The 15,727-nt window shown below is 38.3% G+C and carries 13 protein-coding genes, 4 tRNA genes and 1 pseudogene; 8 read left to right on the forward strand and 10 right to left on the reverse strand.

From position 1 onward, the window contains the following. Positions 1-131: 131 nt before the first annotated feature. Positions 132-737 (reverse strand): DedA family protein, encoded by a 606-nt coding sequence (locus AAX18_RS07820; RefSeq protein ID WP_046953486.1) that lies wholly within the window; start codon positions 735-737, stop codon positions 132-134. 230 nt (positions 738-967) lie between these two features. Between AAX18_RS07820 and rplY the strand changes: the two genes are divergently transcribed. Beyond that, on the forward strand, positions 968-1,255 hold the full coding sequence (gene rplY, locus AAX18_RS07825; RefSeq protein WP_005633680.1) for a 50S ribosomal protein L25: 288 nt from the start codon (positions 968-970) through the stop codon (positions 1,253-1,255). Positions 1,256-1,348: 93 nt separating this feature from the next. Here rplY and AAX18_RS09030 read toward each other — a convergent pair whose 3' ends face one another. The 5 genes from AAX18_RS09030 to AAX18_RS07850 all read right to left on the reverse strand — a co-directional run bounded on the left by AAX18_RS09030 (position 1,349) and on the right by AAX18_RS07850 (position 2,464). Continuing rightward, the gene (locus AAX18_RS09030) at positions 1,349-1,627 is read right to left on the reverse strand and encodes a DUF2726 domain-containing protein (RefSeq protein WP_230599575.1); all 279 of its coding nucleotides are present in this window, start codon (positions 1,625-1,627) and stop codon (positions 1,349-1,351) included. 446 nt (positions 1,628-2,073) lie between these two features. Further along, positions 2,074-2,148: transfer RNA gene (locus tag AAX18_RS07835), tRNA-Gln, on the reverse strand. Between the two features lie 46 nt (positions 2,149-2,194). After that, positions 2,195-2,269 (reverse strand) — tRNA-Gln (locus tag AAX18_RS07840). A 28-nt stretch (positions 2,270-2,297) separates the two neighbouring features. Next, positions 2,298-2,382: transfer RNA gene (locus AAX18_RS07845), tRNA-Leu, on the reverse strand. Positions 2,383-2,387: 5 nt separating this feature from the next. Next, positions 2,388-2,464 (reverse strand) — tRNA-Met (locus AAX18_RS07850). Positions 2,465-2,829: 365 nt separating this feature from the next. Between AAX18_RS07850 and lysC the strand changes: the two genes are divergently transcribed. The 3 genes and pseudogenes from lysC (at position 2,830) to AAX18_RS08950 (ending at position 6,144) form a co-directional block, all read left to right on the forward strand. Further along, entirely contained in the window at positions 2,830-4,182 is a 1,353-nt protein-coding gene (gene lysC, locus AAX18_RS07855; protein WP_046953487.1) for a lysine-sensitive aspartokinase 3, read from the forward strand. A 129-nt stretch (positions 4,183-4,311) separates the two neighbouring features. Further along, entirely contained in the window at positions 4,312-5,610 is a 1,299-nt protein-coding gene (purA, locus tag AAX18_RS07860; RefSeq protein ID WP_046953488.1) for an adenylosuccinate synthase, read from the forward strand. Between the two features lie 152 nt (positions 5,611-5,762). Beyond that, positions 5,763-6,144: pseudogene (locus AAX18_RS08950) on the forward strand (hypothetical protein). 247 nt (positions 6,145-6,391) lie between these two features. Here AAX18_RS08950 and siaB read toward each other — a convergent pair. After that, the gene (gene siaB, locus AAX18_RS07865) at positions 6,392-7,066 is read right to left on the reverse strand and encodes a 5-acetyl neuraminic acid cytidyl-transferase (protein ID WP_046953489.1); all 675 of its coding nucleotides are present in this window, start codon (positions 7,064-7,066) and stop codon (positions 6,392-6,394) included. A 113-nt stretch (positions 7,067-7,179) separates the two neighbouring features. Between siaB and AAX18_RS07870 the strand changes: the two genes are divergently transcribed. Beyond that, positions 7,180-7,842, forward strand: a complete 663-nt coding sequence (locus AAX18_RS07870; protein WP_046953490.1) for an NAD(P)H-dependent oxidoreductase — start codon at positions 7,180-7,182, stop codon at positions 7,840-7,842. Positions 7,843-7,894: 52 nt separating this feature from the next. Here AAX18_RS07870 and apbC read toward each other — a convergent pair whose 3' ends face one another. Next, entirely contained in the window at positions 7,895-9,007 is a 1,113-nt protein-coding gene (gene apbC, locus AAX18_RS07875) for an iron-sulfur cluster carrier protein ApbC (protein ID WP_046953491.1), read from the reverse strand. A gap of 150 nt (positions 9,008-9,157) precedes the next feature. Here apbC and metG point away from each other — a divergent pair, with 150 nt between their 5' ends. Continuing rightward, positions 9,158-11,206 carry a methionine--tRNA ligase gene (gene metG / locus AAX18_RS07880; protein ID WP_046953492.1) on the forward strand — a complete coding sequence of 683 codons (2,049 nt, stop codon included), beginning with the start codon at positions 9,158-9,160 and terminating at the stop codon, positions 11,204-11,206. 112 nt (positions 11,207-11,318) lie between these two features. Beyond that, positions 11,319-12,179 carry an SAM-dependent methyltransferase TehB gene (tehB, locus tag AAX18_RS07885; RefSeq protein ID WP_046953493.1) on the forward strand — a complete coding sequence of 287 codons (861 nt, stop codon included), beginning with the start codon at positions 11,319-11,321 and terminating at the stop codon, positions 12,177-12,179. Positions 12,180-12,233: 54 nt separating this feature from the next. On the opposite strand, the gene gloB is transcribed toward tehB, so the two are convergent. Continuing rightward, positions 12,234-12,950, reverse strand: coding sequence for a hydroxyacylglutathione hydrolase (gloB, locus tag AAX18_RS07890; protein ID WP_046953494.1), 717 nt, complete (start codon positions 12,948-12,950; stop codon positions 12,234-12,236). 273 nt (positions 12,951-13,223) lie between these two features. Further along, positions 13,224-13,769: a carboxymuconolactone decarboxylase family protein gene (locus AAX18_RS07895; RefSeq protein WP_046953495.1), complete on the reverse strand. Its 546-nt coding sequence runs from the start codon at positions 13,767-13,769 to the stop codon at positions 13,224-13,226. A 170-nt stretch (positions 13,770-13,939) separates the two neighbouring features. Between AAX18_RS07895 and ycaO the strand changes: the two genes are divergently transcribed. Beyond that, entirely contained in the window at positions 13,940-15,703 is a 1,764-nt protein-coding gene (gene ycaO, locus AAX18_RS07900; RefSeq protein ID WP_046953496.1) for a 30S ribosomal protein S12 methylthiotransferase accessory factor YcaO, read from the forward strand. The last annotated feature ends 24 nt before the right edge of the window (positions 15,704-15,727 follow it).

Here is a 15,727-nt window from a genome sequence, read left to right on the forward strand (position 1 = left end):
AAATATATAATCTATGTCAAAATTGGGTATTTGAGTTGAATTAAGTGATCAAATAAAGCCAATATACTTAGATTCAAAATAAAAAAGAGCGGCTAAAAAACACAGAATTTTTTAACCGCTCTTTTGTTTGATTACTTCGCTTGTTTTTTCGATTTTTTCCATTTCCAGAAAAGGAATAGGGCAAGTAAAGCGATAAGCACATAAATTACCATTTGACCTTTTTGGATTTGAGCATGTAACCAGTCTAAATTTTTTGCGCCCAGTTCGCCTAAATAAACCCAAATTGGCACAGAAATAATGGCAGCACAGAAATCAATTAAGACAAAACGTGTGTAACTGACACGGCGAGTAATGCCAGAGACCATATAAATTGGGGCACGCAAACCGGGTAAAAAACGTGCGACAAATAACACTCGGTTGCCATATTGGCCGAATTTTTCACGCACCATTCTTAAACGTTGTAATGTCACGATTTTACGCATTGGGCGAAAACGTAAAATTTTTGTGCCATAAATACGACCAAGCCAATACATACTAGAATCGCCCACAAGTACACCAATCATACTGACTAGCAACATTAAATGTGAATTCACGCTTTCTGGATAAAGCCCCGCAATGACACCGCCAGAAACTAACGTGATATCTTCTGGAATCGGCACGCCAAATCCACAAATAATTAAAACAAAAAGAACAGCCCAATAGCCGTACTCAGTAAAAAATCCAATCAGAAATTCCATAATTTTCCTACTTTATTTTTTAATGAATATCATAAAAAACTGCTAAGCATTCTAATCTTTTCAGGGTAAAAAACCTAGAAAAAGTTTGCTTTGAAAAGAGGGATATTCTATAATTCGCCGTCTCAAAGCGTGGCTCAGTGCAGTGCTTGTCTTTGAGAACAATATTTGGAAAATTGCTGGGTCGCCTGCAATTTTCTTTCTTTTAACATTAATTTAAAGAGAACATTAAAATGGCATTTAAATTTAACGCTGAAGTTCGTACAGCGCAAGGTAAGGGTGCGAGCCGCCGCCTGCGTCACAATGGTCAAATCCCTGCAATCGTTTATGGTGGTAGCGAAGAGCCAGTTTCAATCATCTTAAACCACGATGAATTAAACAACGCGCAAGCACATGAATCTTTCTATTCTGAAGTGATTACTTTAGTGATCGGTGGTAAAGAAGTTGCAGTTAAAGTACAAGCAATGCAACGTCACCCATTCAAACCAAAATTGGTTCACATTGACTTCAAACGCGCGTAATTCACAAGTTTGAACAAAGTAAAAAAGCTAAGATATCAGTCTTAGCTTTTTTGTTCTGAGTATTTTAATTATTTCTCAATAAATACCTAAACTTTAATTTTTTATCAAATAACGTTTTAAGTTTTCACCAATAAATTCTAATTCTGCTTTTCCATAGTTTGGCTGAAATTCTAAAAAAATCACCCCTGCCTTTCGACAAGCCTCCCGTTTCACTGCATCACGCTTCGCCGCATTATCCTGATAATGTCCCTGCCCTTGATATTCAATTACTATTACGGCACAGCCGTTCTTATCTACAATCAAAAAATCTACTCGTTTACTATTTATCGCAAAATGGGCCTCTTTATCTATTGATTCTAAAAACTCTCCCATTAAAACCTGAGTAAATAAAACGGAACTCTTGATAACCTTTAGACAACAACTTTTCTAAACGAAGAAAAAGTTGATATTCACTCTTATTCATCAAGGCTTTTCTTTTATACTTACTCAATATAACGACATCAAAATGATCATTTTTATTCACAATATTAATTTTGTTTTCTGTCGAAAGATAAAGACGACTCTTCTTTGCATTAGGGCGAGTTGATCTTGATTTAGATGAAAATAAGCCAATTACAAATAAAATAACAAAAATGAAAATAATGATGTATTGTAAAAAAATTCCATATTGCTCTCCTAAATGAACAGGAAAACAAGATAGTATTAATAGAATATTACTTTATATTACAAATAAACGTATTTGAGATCTGGATCGCAAAAACAACCTTAAATAAGGCAAAAAACTAGCTTTTGCTAGAGCTATGAGAATTTCAAAAATATGGCTGGGGTACTAGGATTCGAACCTAGGGATGCCGAGATCAAAACCCGGTGCCTTACCGCTTGGCGATACCCCAACAGAGAAATCTTTGATTAGATATAAAGAAGATTTATTTGATAGTATGGCTGGGGTACTAGGATTCGAACCTAGGGATGCCGAGATCAAAACCCGGTGCCTTACCGCTTGGCGATACCCCAACTACTATTTGACTTACAAAGCGATAAATGGTGCGGGACGAGGGACTTGAACCCACACACCTCTCGGCGCCAGAACCTAAATCTGGTGCGTCTACCAATTTCGCCAGTCCCGCAAATTTGGTGGCTACAGCGAGATTCGAACTTGCGACCCCAACATTATGAGTGTTGTGCTCTAACCAACTGAGCTATGTAGCCATTACCTTAATTTGCCTAACCATATCGGCTTTGCGGGGCGTATTATGCTGATTTTGAGGATACTCGTCAAATACTTTTTTTAAAATATTTGGATTTTCCCTTTCATTTGATTATTAATAAAACACATCAATTATTTTTTACGCATTTATAGTCTGAATTACCAACGAGATTATTTAGTTTGACGCTTTAATTTTTCTCTCTTGTCATAATCAGATTTATGACAAAGATCATATCTAAATATAGTTATGTTTAAAAAACAAACACTCTCTAAATTTTAAACCAAAATCTATTTGACAATAAAAAGCTAACTCGTTATTTGTATAGCTAATTATATAAAAAAACACACAACATCAATGGAGTATCTTATGTCCCATCTCTCAGTCGCCAAATTTGGCGGAACATCTGTAGCCAACCATGCGGCAATGACAGCTTGTGCAAAAATTGTCATCGCTGATCCAAATACGCGCGTAGTCGTGCTTTCTGCATCAGCTGGGGTGACGAATTTATTAGTCGCTTTGGCAAATGGTGTAGAAACGACAGAACGTGAAAAATTAATTGGTGAAATCCGTCAAATTCAAGAGAATATTTTAAATGAATTAAAAGACGACAGCCGTGTTCGTCCGATTATTGAAAAATATCTTGAAAATATTACCGCACTTTCTGAAGCGGCCAGTCTTGCAACGTCCCCTGCATTAACTGATGAACTCATCAGTCACGGTGAAATGATGTCAACTCAAATCTTTATTGAGATTTTACGTGAACAAAACACATCGGGCACTTGGGTTGATGTGCGTACAATTGTTGCAACCAATAACCATTTTGGTAAAGCAGCACCGAATGATGAACAAACTCAATCAAACAGCGATAGCATTTTAAAACCATTAATCGACCGAGGTGAATTAGTCATTACTCAAGGTTTTATCGGACGTGAACCAAGCGGTAAAACAACTACATTAGGCCGTGGTGGTAGCGACTACTCTGCTGCCTTGTTAGCAGAAGTATTAAATGCAAAAGACGTTTTAATTTGGACTGATGTTGCGGGTATTTACACAACTGATCCACGAATTGTTCCTGCTGCACAACGCATCGACACAATGAGCTTTGCTGAAGCAGCTGAAATGGCAACCTTTGGCGCAAAAGTGCTACACCCAGCTACATTGCTCCCTGCCGTACGCAGCAATATCCCGGTTTATGTGGGCTCAAGTAAAGCACCAGAAGCAGGCGGAACTTGGGTTACTCGCGATCCTCAACCTCGTCCAACTTTCCGTGCAATTGCATTACGCCGAGATCAAACTTTACTCACTCTTTCAAGCTTAAGTATGCTGCATGCGCAAGGTTTCTTAGCGAATGTATTTAACATTTTGGCTAAACACAAAATTTCAGTGGATACAATCACCACATCAGAAGTGAGCGTTGCATTGACATTAGACAAAACTGGCTCAGCATCTTCAGGAGCGGAATTACTTTCAACCGAATTATTAGATGAACTCCGTCAATATTGTGCAGTAAAAGTCGATACCGGCGTGTCATTAGTCGCATTAATCGGAAACGACTTACACATTGCTTCCGGTGTAGCAAAACGTATTTTTGATACGCTTCAATCTTACAACATTCGCATGATTAGTTATGGCGCAAGCACCAACAATATTTGTATGCTCGTGCAAAGTGAACATGCTGATGAAGTCGTTCGTTCGTTACACAAATCTTTATTTGAATAAAGTAGAAAGCCTAAAGTGCGGTGAAAAATCACCGCACTTTTTCTTTTATATCATTGAGATTAAAGCCGAAAAAGAGTAAAGTAAACGGCTGTTCATTTGACTAATTTAACCGAATAAAAGGCGGAAATTATGGGAAAAAGTGTTGTTATCTTAGGCGCTCAATGGGGCGATGAAGGTAAAGGGAAAATCGTCGATCTTCTAACGGATCGCGTAAAATACGTAGTTCGTTACCAAGGCGGTCACAACGCAGGTCACACACTTATCATCAATGGAGAGAAAACCGTATTACGTTTAATTCCATCTGGTATGTTACATCCAAACGTAACTTGCTTAATTGGTAATGGCGTTGTGGTTTCACCTGAAGCATTAATGAAAGAAATGGGCGAACTTGAAAGCCGTGGTATTAAAGTTCGTGAACGATTGTTAATTTCTGAAGCTTGCCCGTTAATCTTGCCTTATCATGTGGCGATGGATCATGCCCGTGAAGCAGCACTCGGCAAAAAAGCTATCGGCACAACGGGGCGTGGTATTGGCCCAGCTTATGAAGATAAAGTGGCTCGTCGTGGTTTACGCGTAGGCGATTTATTTGATAAAGAAGCTTTTGCCGAAAAACTCAAAAACATCCTTGAATACTATAATTTCCAATTGGTGAACTACTACAAAGTTGAACCAGTCGATTATCAAAAAACCTTAGATGATGTAATGGCAATTGCCGATGTAATCACTGGTATGGTAGCAGACATCACTACAATTCTTGATACAGCACGCAAAAATGGTGAGCACATTTTATTTGAAGGTGCGCAAGGTACCATGTTGGATATCGACCACGGTACTTATCCGTATGTAACCAGCTCAAATACAACGGCTGGTGGTGTTGCAACAGGTTCTGGTTTTGGCCCTCGTAACTTAGACTATGTACTTGGTATCATCAAAGCTTACTGTACTCGTGTAGGTGGAGGCCCATTCACAACGGAATTATTTGATGATGTGGGTGCTGAAATTGCTCGTAAAGGTAACGAATTTGGTGCTGTAACAGGCCGTCCACGTCGTTGTGGTTGGTTCGATGCCGTCGCCATTCGCCGAGCAATCCAACTAAACTCTATTTCTGGCTTCTGCATGACCAAACTGGACGTATTGGATGGTTTTGATGAAGTTAAAATCTGTGTTGCATACAAAATGCCAAATGGTGAAATCGTTGAATATGCACCATTAGCAGCGAAGGATTGGGAAGGTGTAGAACCAATTTATGAAACATTACCAGGTTGGAAAGAAAATACTTTCCGGGTCACAGATGTAAATAAATTACCACAAAACTGCATTAACTACATTAAACGTATTGAAGAAGTAACTGGGGTACCAATTGATATTCTTTCAACTGGCCCTGATCGTGTGGAAACCATGATTTTACGTGATCCGTTCGCCGCTTAATTTCTTTAAATTTCTGACCGCACTTTTAATAAAGTGCGGTCTTTTCTTATGCTTTTTTATTACCATAAATTTCATCTACTACATACCTATCAAAATAACCTTCAAATACTTTCTTATTAAGGCTAATGCAGATTAGCAAGTATATTAGCCATATAAAAATAACTTATTGTAAATTAAAGAAATCTATCAAAATAAGTTCCTTAATTTTTTATTGGAAACCACAGCCTGAGCAACAGCCGATTTACTCAATATCCAAGCCAATTCAGAGATTTTGTTTTACCGAAAAATTTTTGATGATTAAATTGAGCTTGATGAAAGTTATTTTGGTATCGCAGAGGAAAAAAAGGTGAGGGAGCCGGAAAAGTTGTCTTATTCCGTTAAAATATAAAAACAAAAACACTAATACCTGTTATTTATAGAAATTTTTGGAGTCACACGAAGAGAATACCCAAAAAATATAACAAAATTGACCAAAACCTTCCTTTATTCTTGAAGAAATGTGAACTTCAGTTTAACTTTGGAATACCAAAATAACAGCTTAAAACATTGCGAATATGTTGTGGTATTTAGGACAAATCGCGTACCTCCAGGAGAATGATACATAACCTCTAATTTGATTCTAAAAAGAGGTTAGAAGGATAAAGCCATAATATTACTGATTTAGCAATAAAACTTAATTTGTAGGTACGATCTTTACAGTAATTTATATTTGAAAATATCATGGAAGAAAAAGCAAATATGCTTATCAAAAAACAAAGGCCGCAACGTGCGGCCAATTTTTTTAGAATTCTTTTGAAATTAAACTTTCTGCTAATTGCAAATCAAGTGTGGAATCAATATCAATGGAACGATAAGTTGGCATTAAATAAAAACGCATTGGCGCAATAAAAAAGCGTTTTTCTTCAAAGAGACTTGCGATGTCATTAATATAAATTGCGCCATTTGCACGATAAGATTTCGGTAATTTTTGGCGAGGGGCTTCAAAATCCGTTAATTCGTGAATAGGCTGAACTTCTGTGCCTTCTAAAGTGAAAGATTTATAAGGATGATGCTCACATTCGCAAGCGGAAACCACGGATTTATATTTGCCGCCAAGGAAAATTTCCATCGCATTACGAATATCTAAAGCATTGCGCAATGGGCTGGTTGGTTGCAAAAGTGCGGCGGTGCCTTGTGAAATATTGAGTGTTTCTAAGCAATGCAAAATCGCATCAATGGTGCGTGTATCACTTTGCGCCAAACTTTCAGGGCGTGCCACTGCTTTTGCGCCATATTTTGTGGCTTCTTTTAAAATATTTTCACCATCTGATGTCACCACAATTTGATCAAACATACCCGATTCTTGTGCCGCCAAAATCGCACGCCCCACCAAAGAAACGCCACCTACAAGCTGTAAATTTTTGTCTTTAATTCCTTTAGAACCCGCTCTCGCAGGAATAATTGCAATTCTTGTCATTATTTGCACCCTCTGTGATAAAAGTGCTGACTATTCTAGAATCTTTCCCTTGTTTTAGCAAAAACTAATCTTTAATATGGCACCAAATTTTTGTTTAAAAAAGAGGAAATAAAATGACTCAACTTACTCGTGAACAAGTTCTTGAACTCTTTCATCAACGCAGCTCAACACGTTATTACGACCCAACAAAAAAAATCAGTGATGAAGATTTTGAATGTATTTTAGAGTGCGGTCGATTATCGCCGAGTTCTGTGGGCTCTGAGCCTTGGAAATTTTTAGTGATTCAAAATAAAACCCTACGCGAAAAAATGAAACCTTTTAGCTGGGGAATGATGAATCAGCTTGATCATTGCAGTCACCTTGTGGTGATTTTAGCGAAGAAAAATGCCCGTTATGACAGTCCATTTTTTGTGGATGTGATGGCGCGTAAAGGCTTGAACGCAGAGCAACAACAAGCCGCCCTCGCAAAATACAAAGCCTTGCAAGAAGAAGATATGAAATTGCTCGAAAGCGACCGCACTTTATTTGATTGGTGTAGTAAACAAACTTATATCGCCCTTGCCAATATGCTTACTGGCGCTGCCGCCCTTGGCATCGACTCTTGCCCAATTGAAGGTTTTCATTACGACAAAATGAATGAATGCCTCGCCGAAGAAGGATTATTCGATCCTCAAGAATATGCGGTTTCTGTCGCCGCAACCTTCGGCTACCGCTCACGCGATATTGCGAAAAAATCCCGTAAAGGGTTGGATGAAGTGGTGAAATGGGTGGGATAAAAATAAATCCCATTAAAAAAGGGCTGCAAATGCAGCCCTATCTTTTTTTCGATTATTTCACTTCTTTAAATAAAATCTCACTTGGGATTACTGAACCTTGCCAGTAAAGTTCTGTAGAGACTTTCTCTGCGAGTTGTAGGAACGATTGTGAAATTTCATTTTCAGGCACTCGCACAACAGTTGGGTTACCCACATCTAAATCTTCACGGATACGAATGTGTAAAGGAAGTTGACCTAATACTTTTACATTGTATTTTTCAGCCATTTTCTCTGCACCGCCTGTGCCAAAAATCGCTTCGTGGTGACCGCACTCGCTACAAATGTGCATTGACATATTTTCTACAATACCCAATACCGGTACGGATACTCGCTCAAACATTGAAATACCTTTCACCGCATCAAGCAAAGCAATATCTTGCGGAGTTGTCACTACCACTGCGCCAGTCACAGGAATTTGTTGTGATAAGGTAAGTTGGATATCACCAGTGCCCGGTGGCATATCGATAACAAGATAATCTAAACTATCCCATAGGGTTTCATTTAATAATTGGCTTAATGCACTGCTCGCCATCGGGCCACGCCAAATTGTTGCGCTGTCTTCATTCATTAAAAAGCCAATGGAATTTGCAGATAAACCATGTGCTTTAATTGGGGTGATGTGTTGATTATCTGGCGAAGTTGGACGTTGATCCGCTGCGCCTAACATATGTGGAATAGAAGGGCCATAAATATCCGCATCTAAAATCCCAACACGTGCGCCTTGTGCTTGTAATGCTAAAGCTAGATTAACAGAAACCGATGATTTCCCTACACCACCTTTGCCAGAACTCACCGCAATAATATTTTTCACACCTTTTACGGCTGGTTGATTATTTGCACGTTTAAGTGTGGCGATTTGATAGGTCACCGCCCATTTAATAGCTTTGCAATCTGTTGCTTTCAACAACGCATCTGAAACCGCTTGTTTTAACTGTTCTGCACCAGAATTCCACGCAAAAGGTAATTGCAATTCAATACGTAAAGTATCACCGCCCTTTTCCACTTTTTTCAAAGTATTAAGCGCAATCAGATCCTTTTGCAGGGTTGGATGTTTAAATTGTTGAATAATCTGCTGAACTTGATTTTGCTGTTCGGCAGTCAAATTATCAGAAAAGTAGGTTGCCATAATAACTTCCTGTTTAGTAGAGTAAATTTGTCGGGCATATTTAATCACGGAAAGTGCGGTATGTTAAGTTAAAGTTTTTCAAACTAGAAAAAAAGCCCTGTATCGGGTAAGATGTCCACAATTTTTATATGCTAAAAAAGAGAATAATAAATGACAACTCAACCCCGTAAAATTTTAGTCACTTGCGCCTTGCCTTATGCCAATGGGGCAATTCATTTAGGCCATATGTTAGAACATATCCAAGCGGATATTTGGGTGCGTTTTCAACGTATGCGTGGCAATAAAATCCATTTTGTTTGTGCGGACGATGCGCACGGCACGCCGATCATGTTGAATGCCGATAAACTTGGCATTACACCTGAAGAATTAATTGCCAAAGCAAAAGCCGATCACATTCGTGATTTTGCAGGTTTCAACATTAGTTTTGATAACTACCATTCCACTCACAGTGAAGAAAACAAACAGCTCACCGCAGAAATTTACAATAAACTCAAAGCCAATGGCTTTATTAAAAGCAAAGTTATTTCTCAATTATTCGACCCTGAAAAAAATATGTTCTTGCCTGATCGTTTTGTAAAAGGCACTTGCCCAAAATGTAAAGCAGAAGATCAATATGGCGATAACTGCGAAGTGTGTGCTTCTACTTATAGCCCAATGGATTTAATTAATCCTCGTTCAGCTGTTTCTGGCGCAACACCTGTTGTAAAAGAATCTGAACACTTTTTCTTTGACTTACCTGCATTTGAAGGAATGTTAAAAGAATGGACACGTTCTGGCTCACTTCAATCTGAAATTGCGAACAAAATGCAAGAATGGTTTGAGAGCGGTTTACAACAATGGGATATTTCACGCGATGCGCCTTATTTCGGTTTTGAAATTCCAGGTGCAAAAGATAAATTCTTCTATGTTTGGTTAGATGCGCCAATCGGCTATATGGCTTCATTCAAAAATCTATGCAATCGTGAAGGCATTGATTTCAATGAATTTTGGGCGGAAGGCAGTGACGCAGAGCTTTATCATTTCATCGGTAAAGACATCGTTTATTTCCACAGTCTATTCTGGCCTGCAATGCTTGAAGGCAGTGGCTATCGTAAACCGACTAATGTGTTCACTCACGGTTATGTCACGGTGAATGGGGCTAAGATGTCAAAATCTCGCGGGACTTTCATTCAAGCCAGCACTTATTTGAATCATATCGATCCTGAATGTTTGCGTTATTACTATGCGGCAAAATTAAATGATCGCATTGAAGATTTAGACTTTAATCTTGAAGATTTCGTACAACGTGTAAACACGGATATTGTAAACAAATTAGTGAATTTGGCTTCACGCAATGCCGGCTTTATTGCGAAACGCTTTGAAGGCAAACTTGCAAATAAACTGGAAGACGAAGCATTATTTGCAGAATTTACCGCTCAAGCCGAGCAAATCGCCGCTTATTACGAAAGCCGTGAATACAATAAAGCCATTCGTGAAATTATGGCATTAACGGATAAAGCCAATAAATATATTGATGAAAAAGCCCCTTGGGTGATTGCAAAAGAAGAAGGCAAAGACGCAGAATTGCAAGCCGTATGTTCAATGGGAATTGAGCTTTTCCGCGTGTTGATGTCTTACTTAAAACCCGTTCTTCCCAAACTGGCAGAACGTTCAGAAGCCTTCTTACAAGCTGAATTACGTTGGGAGAACATTCATCAACCATTGCTTGGCCATACCCTCACACCGTTCAAAGCCTTATTCTCTCGTTTAGAGAAAAAACAAATTGATGCGGTTGTAGAAGAAACTAAAGTCTTATTTGCCGCAGCCAATAAAGCAGCAGAAAAAACAGAAGTAAAACCAACCGCACTTTCTGCCGTTGAACCTATTGCTGAAACCATCACCATTGATGATTTCGCTAAACTTGATATGCGTGTAGCAAAAGTATTGAAATGCGAAGCGGTGCCAGAATCTAATAAACTTTTACGTTTTGAATTAGATCTTGGCGATCATACTCGTCAAGTCTTCTCTGGCATTAAAGCGGCTTACAATAAACCTGAAGAATTAGAGGGTCGTTTTGTGATTATGGTGGCAAACCTTGCACCACGTAAAATGAAATTCGGCGTGTCTGAAGGAATGATTTTATCCGCAGTAACAAGCGGTAGTGATTTATTCTTATTATCAGCCGATAGTGGTGTCACTGCAGGCATGCAAGTAAAATAATCAATTCAATCTAAATGAGGGCAACATTACGTTGCCCTTTTATTTTCTTGTTGAAAACAGATGACTTATAACCTACTATAACACTCAACTATTTATCTATTTGGAGAATACTATGAAAAACGAATTAATTTGCTATAAACAAATGCCAGTGTGGACAAAAGACAAATTGCCACAAATGTTCCAAGAAAAGCACAATACAAAAGTCGGTACTTGGGGGAAATTAACCGTATTAAAAGGTAAACTCAAATTTTATGAGCTAACCGAAAATGGCGATGTTGTTGCTGAGCATATTTTTACCTCAGAAAGCGAGATTCCTTTTGTCGAACCTCAAGCATGGCATCGTGTTGAAGCTCTTTCAGATGATTTAGAATGTACCCTAGGTTTCTATTGCAAAAAAGAAGATTATTTCAGTAAAAAATACAATATGACTGCCACTCACGGCGATGTGGTGGATGCAGCAAAAATTATCTCGCCTTGTAAAGTATTAGATTTAGGTTGCGGCCAAGGGCGTAATTCACTTTATTTAAGTTTATTAGGCTATGATGTGACCTCTTGGGATCACAATGAAAACAGCATTGCCTTTTTAAATGAAACCAAAGAGAAAGAAAACCTTAATATTTCTACCGCACTTTATGATATTAACGCTGCCAATATTCAAGAAAACTACGATTTCATTGTTTCAACAGTGGTGTTTATGTTCTTAAATCGTGAACGTGTGCCATCAATCATTAAAAATATGCAAGAACATACCAATGTCGGTGGGTATAACTTAATCGTTGCAGCGATGTCCACTGATGATGTGCCTTGCCCGCTTCCATTCTCCTTCACCTTCGCTGAAAACGAATTGAAAGAATATTACAAAGATTGGGAATTCTTAGAATATAACGAAAATATGGGCGAATTACACAAAACCGATGAAAACGGCAATCGTATTAAAATGAAATTTGCCACGATGTTAGCGAGAAAGAAATAACCCGCTAATTTAAAAAATCACCGCACTTTGCGCTACACCCAATAAAAAGATAACTTAGAAAATATCTTTTGCTTTGCGAAGTGCGGTAAATTCTTCAAGTGTTTTTGCTTGTAAAAACGGATTAATTTCTCGCTCAAGTTTTAAAGTGGTCGGTAAACTAGGTTTATTCTCAGATCGCTGTTTTTCAACAAAAATACGTTGTTTTTCCACCGCACTTTTTTCTACCGCACTTTTCTCCACCAGCACCGTTTCCGCAAACGCTAAATTTCCTAATGTATATTCGTGAGCAGGGCAAACAATCGTCTCGTCAAGCAATCTATTCAAACGCTGCAAACCTTCAAACATCTGCGCATAATTACCGGTGAAAACACGTCCGCAACCTGCAGAAAATAACGCATCACCACAAAATAAATGATTATCCACTAAAAAACTAACGTGCTGTTTAGTGTGTCCACCCGTCGGAATGACATCAATTTGATAATGTGTGGTAAAAATCTTCCCTTCGTTCACAATTTGAGTTGCACCTTTTTTCTCACATTCTTGCGGCCCATAAATCGGCACTGTTGGATAACGTTTTTTAAATGCCGACACACCTTGTGTATGATCATCGTGTTCGTGAGTAAGCAATACCGCTTCAACCGTTGCATTTTGCTTATCTAGCCATGCAAACAGCTTGTCCGTTTCAGGCAAATCGACAATAATAAGAGGCAGATTTTCTCGTTGATAAAGCCAAATGTAGTTATCATTCAGCGCAGGCAAAGCAAATAACATAATCGTCTTTTTCATTTGTGATGGAGGAATAAATGATTGTAAACTGGAATGCCAAAGCGACCAAATTTTTCTTGTTTAGACAGCTCCAAATAACAACTAAAAACTTGATTAGGTTAAAATAACCAAATGAAGAAACGTCACCTAAGTCACTAGAAATAAAATAAACTTATTGAGCAATTTATAGTAAGTGTAACAGCTAGAGAAACATTTCCTTAAAACAATAAAAAGCGGCAGATTTATCTGCCGTTAAATTGATTCAAACATTATTACCAATTAAGCGAACGCTTGTAATTCAGGATTAATCGGTGTTTCCGCAAGATTATTCACATAATTACAGAGTGTCGCTAAACTTACCCCTAACACAACATCAATTGCTTGCTCTTGTGTATAACCTGCACTAAAGAAGACATTTAATTGCGCTTCTGTTAATTTTGCTTTTTGTAACATCACTGCAAGGGTAAAACGGGCTAAAGCATCTAATTTGCTGTCACTTTCAATGCGAGCCGTTGCTCGAATTTGGTTTACCAACTCTTCTTCTAGTTTCAACACTTTTAATGCAACTTTGGTGTGACCTGCTACACAGAACCCACACCCATTGACCACTGCGGCGGTAATTTGCACGACTTCACGTTCTGTTGCCGTTAAGCTATTACGACCATTGATTCCGCCTACGGTACGATAAGTTTCTAATGCAGTTGGAGCATTGGCTAATACACCAATTAAATTAGGAATAAAACCATTTGTATTTTTTACCGCAGTTAAAGCCTCTATTGCAGCTTCTGGTGCAGTTTCAATAGTATGAATTTGAAATTTAGACATTGTGTTTCTCCTAAATAAATATAAATAGATGTGCTTTGTGTGAGAAATAATACGAAGTTTTTGCAATAAATAAAAAGAAATAAAATGCACTTTATAGATTAGAAAGTTATAACTAACGATCAAATTTTGCTAGAATACGACAATTTTTAACGACATTAATAAGGTACTTTATGTCTGAACAAACCTTTATCCTCGGCAAAGATGCCGCATTAGAAGATAGTATTGCAAAATTTCAGCAAAAATTGACCGCACTTGGTTTTAATATTGAAGAGGCATCTTGGCTAAATCCTGTGCCAAATGTATGGTCTGTACATATTCGCGATAAAGACTGCCCGCAGTGTTTTTCGAATGGTAAAGGGGCAAGCAAAAAAGCGGCGTTAGCCTCTGCCCTTGGTGAATATTTTGAGCGTCTTTCCACTAATTATTTCTTTGCCGATTTCTATTTAGGACAAGAAATTGCAAACGGCGATTTTGTTCATTATCCCAATGAAAAATGGTTCCCGATTGAAGATGATGCTTTACTGCCTAATGGCATTTTAGATGATTATTTATTGGATTATTTCGATCCTAATGCTGAGCTTACGCCTGAATTATTAGTCGATTTACAATCTGGCAATTATGATCGTGGGATCGTGGCGATGCCTTATATTCGTCAATCGGACGAACAAACCGTTTACATTCCACAAAGTATTATTGCCAACCTTTATGTCTCAAATGGGATGTCTGCGGGCAATACAAAATTTGAAGCACGCGTACAAGGCTTGTCAGAAGTCTTTGAGCGTTATGTGAAAAACAAAATTATCGCCGAAGCGATCAGTCTGCCAGAAATTCCAAAATCTGTTATGGATCGCTATCCATCTATTCAGGCTTCCATTGCAAAATTAGAGGAAGAAGGCTTCCCAATTTATGCGTTTGATGCTTCACTTGGCGGAAAATACCCTGTTATTTGTGTGGTGCTACTCAATCCGAATAACGGTACTTGCTTTGCCTCTTTTGGTGCACATCCAAATTTCCAAGTAGCATTAGAACGTACGGTAACTGAACTTTTACAAGGTCGTAGTTTAAAAGATTTAGATGTTTTCTCTCCGCCATCTTTCAATAACGATGATGTGGCTGAACACGCTAATTTAGAAACCCACTTTATTGACTCAAGCGGTTTAATTTCTTGGGATTTATTTAAAGAAACGCCTGATTATGAATTTGCTGATTGGGATTTCAGTGGTACCACGCAGGAAGAATACAATAATTTAATGGCAATTTTCCGTACCGATGAAAAAGAAGTTTACATAATGGATTACAACCATTTAGATGTCTATGCGTGCCGTATTATTGTGCCAGGCATGTCTGATATTTATCCTGTAGACGATTTAATTTACGCCAACAACAATATGGGCATGGATTGGCGCGAAATTTTACTGGATTTACCAAACTGGCATCACGATGCGGAAACCTATCAAGAATTATTAGATGAATTAGACGGACAAGATATTGACGATGCAACTCGCGTGCGTGAATTTATCGGCATCGTTGCACCTAAAAATAGCGGCTGGACAACCTTACGCGTGGGTGAATTAAAATCTATGCTCCACCTAGCATTAGGTGAATTAGAACAAGCATTAGATTGGGCAAACTGGACGCTGAATATGAACAGCTCCGTATTCACTACAGAACGTGTGAATTATTACCGCGCATTAATTTCCATCATTGAATTACATTTAGATCAAAATCGCGACCCAGCACAATATCGTGCAGTGTTTGAGAAAATGTATGGTAAAGATGCGGTTAAACACGCTTGGGCTGCTATCGCTGAAGGTGGTAATCCATTCTACAATCTTCCAGCAAGTGATGAAAATTTGGAAAACTTTAAGGAACATCAGGCGTTACTGGACGCTTATGGGAAGTTGCAGAAAGCCAAAAAAGAAAATTGGAAATAATTAGGTCAGGATTTCGCCTGACGA

The organism is Haemophilus haemolyticus (assembly GCF_001008205.1).
Lineage (GTDB): Bacteria > Pseudomonadota > Gammaproteobacteria > Enterobacterales > Pasteurellaceae > Haemophilus > Haemophilus haemolyticus_Q.

What these genes read in the sequence shown, in the direction of transcription:
- AAX18_RS07820 (WP_046953486.1), bottom strand. Translation starts at nt 737, where the DNA reads ATGGAATTTCTGATTGGATTTTTTACTGAGTACGGCTATTGGGCTGTT.
- rplY (WP_005633680.1), top strand. Translation starts at nt 968, where the DNA reads ATGGCATTTAAATTTAACGCTGAAGTTCGTACAGCGCAAGGTAAGGGT.
- AAX18_RS09030 (WP_230599575.1), bottom strand. Translation starts at nt 1,627, where the DNA reads ATGGGAGAGTTTTTAGAATCAATAGATAAAGAGGCCCATTTTGCGATA.
- lysC (WP_046953487.1), top strand. Translation starts at nt 2,830, where the DNA reads ATGTCCCATCTCTCAGTCGCCAAATTTGGCGGAACATCTGTAGCCAAC.
- purA (WP_046953488.1), top strand. Translation starts at nt 4,312, where the DNA reads ATGGGAAAAAGTGTTGTTATCTTAGGCGCTCAATGGGGCGATGAAGGT.
- siaB (WP_046953489.1), bottom strand. Translation starts at nt 7,066, where the DNA reads ATGACAAGAATTGCAATTATTCCTGCGAGAGCGGGTTCTAAAGGAATT.
- AAX18_RS07870 (WP_046953490.1), top strand. Translation starts at nt 7,180, where the DNA reads ATGACTCAACTTACTCGTGAACAAGTTCTTGAACTCTTTCATCAACGC.
- apbC (WP_046953491.1), bottom strand. Translation starts at nt 9,007, where the DNA reads ATGGCAACCTACTTTTCTGATAATTTGACTGCCGAACAGCAAAATCAA.
- metG (WP_046953492.1), top strand. Translation starts at nt 9,158, where the DNA reads ATGACAACTCAACCCCGTAAAATTTTAGTCACTTGCGCCTTGCCTTAT.
- tehB (WP_046953493.1), top strand. Translation starts at nt 11,319, where the DNA reads ATGAAAAACGAATTAATTTGCTATAAACAAATGCCAGTGTGGACAAAA.
- gloB (WP_046953494.1), bottom strand. Translation starts at nt 12,950, where the DNA reads ATGTTATTTGCTTTGCCTGCGCTGAATGATAACTACATTTGGCTTTAT.
- AAX18_RS07895 (WP_046953495.1), bottom strand. Translation starts at nt 13,769, where the DNA reads ATGTCTAAATTTCAAATTCATACTATTGAAACTGCACCAGAAGCTGCA.
- ycaO (WP_046953496.1), top strand. Translation starts at nt 13,940, where the DNA reads ATGTCTGAACAAACCTTTATCCTCGGCAAAGATGCCGCATTAGAAGAT.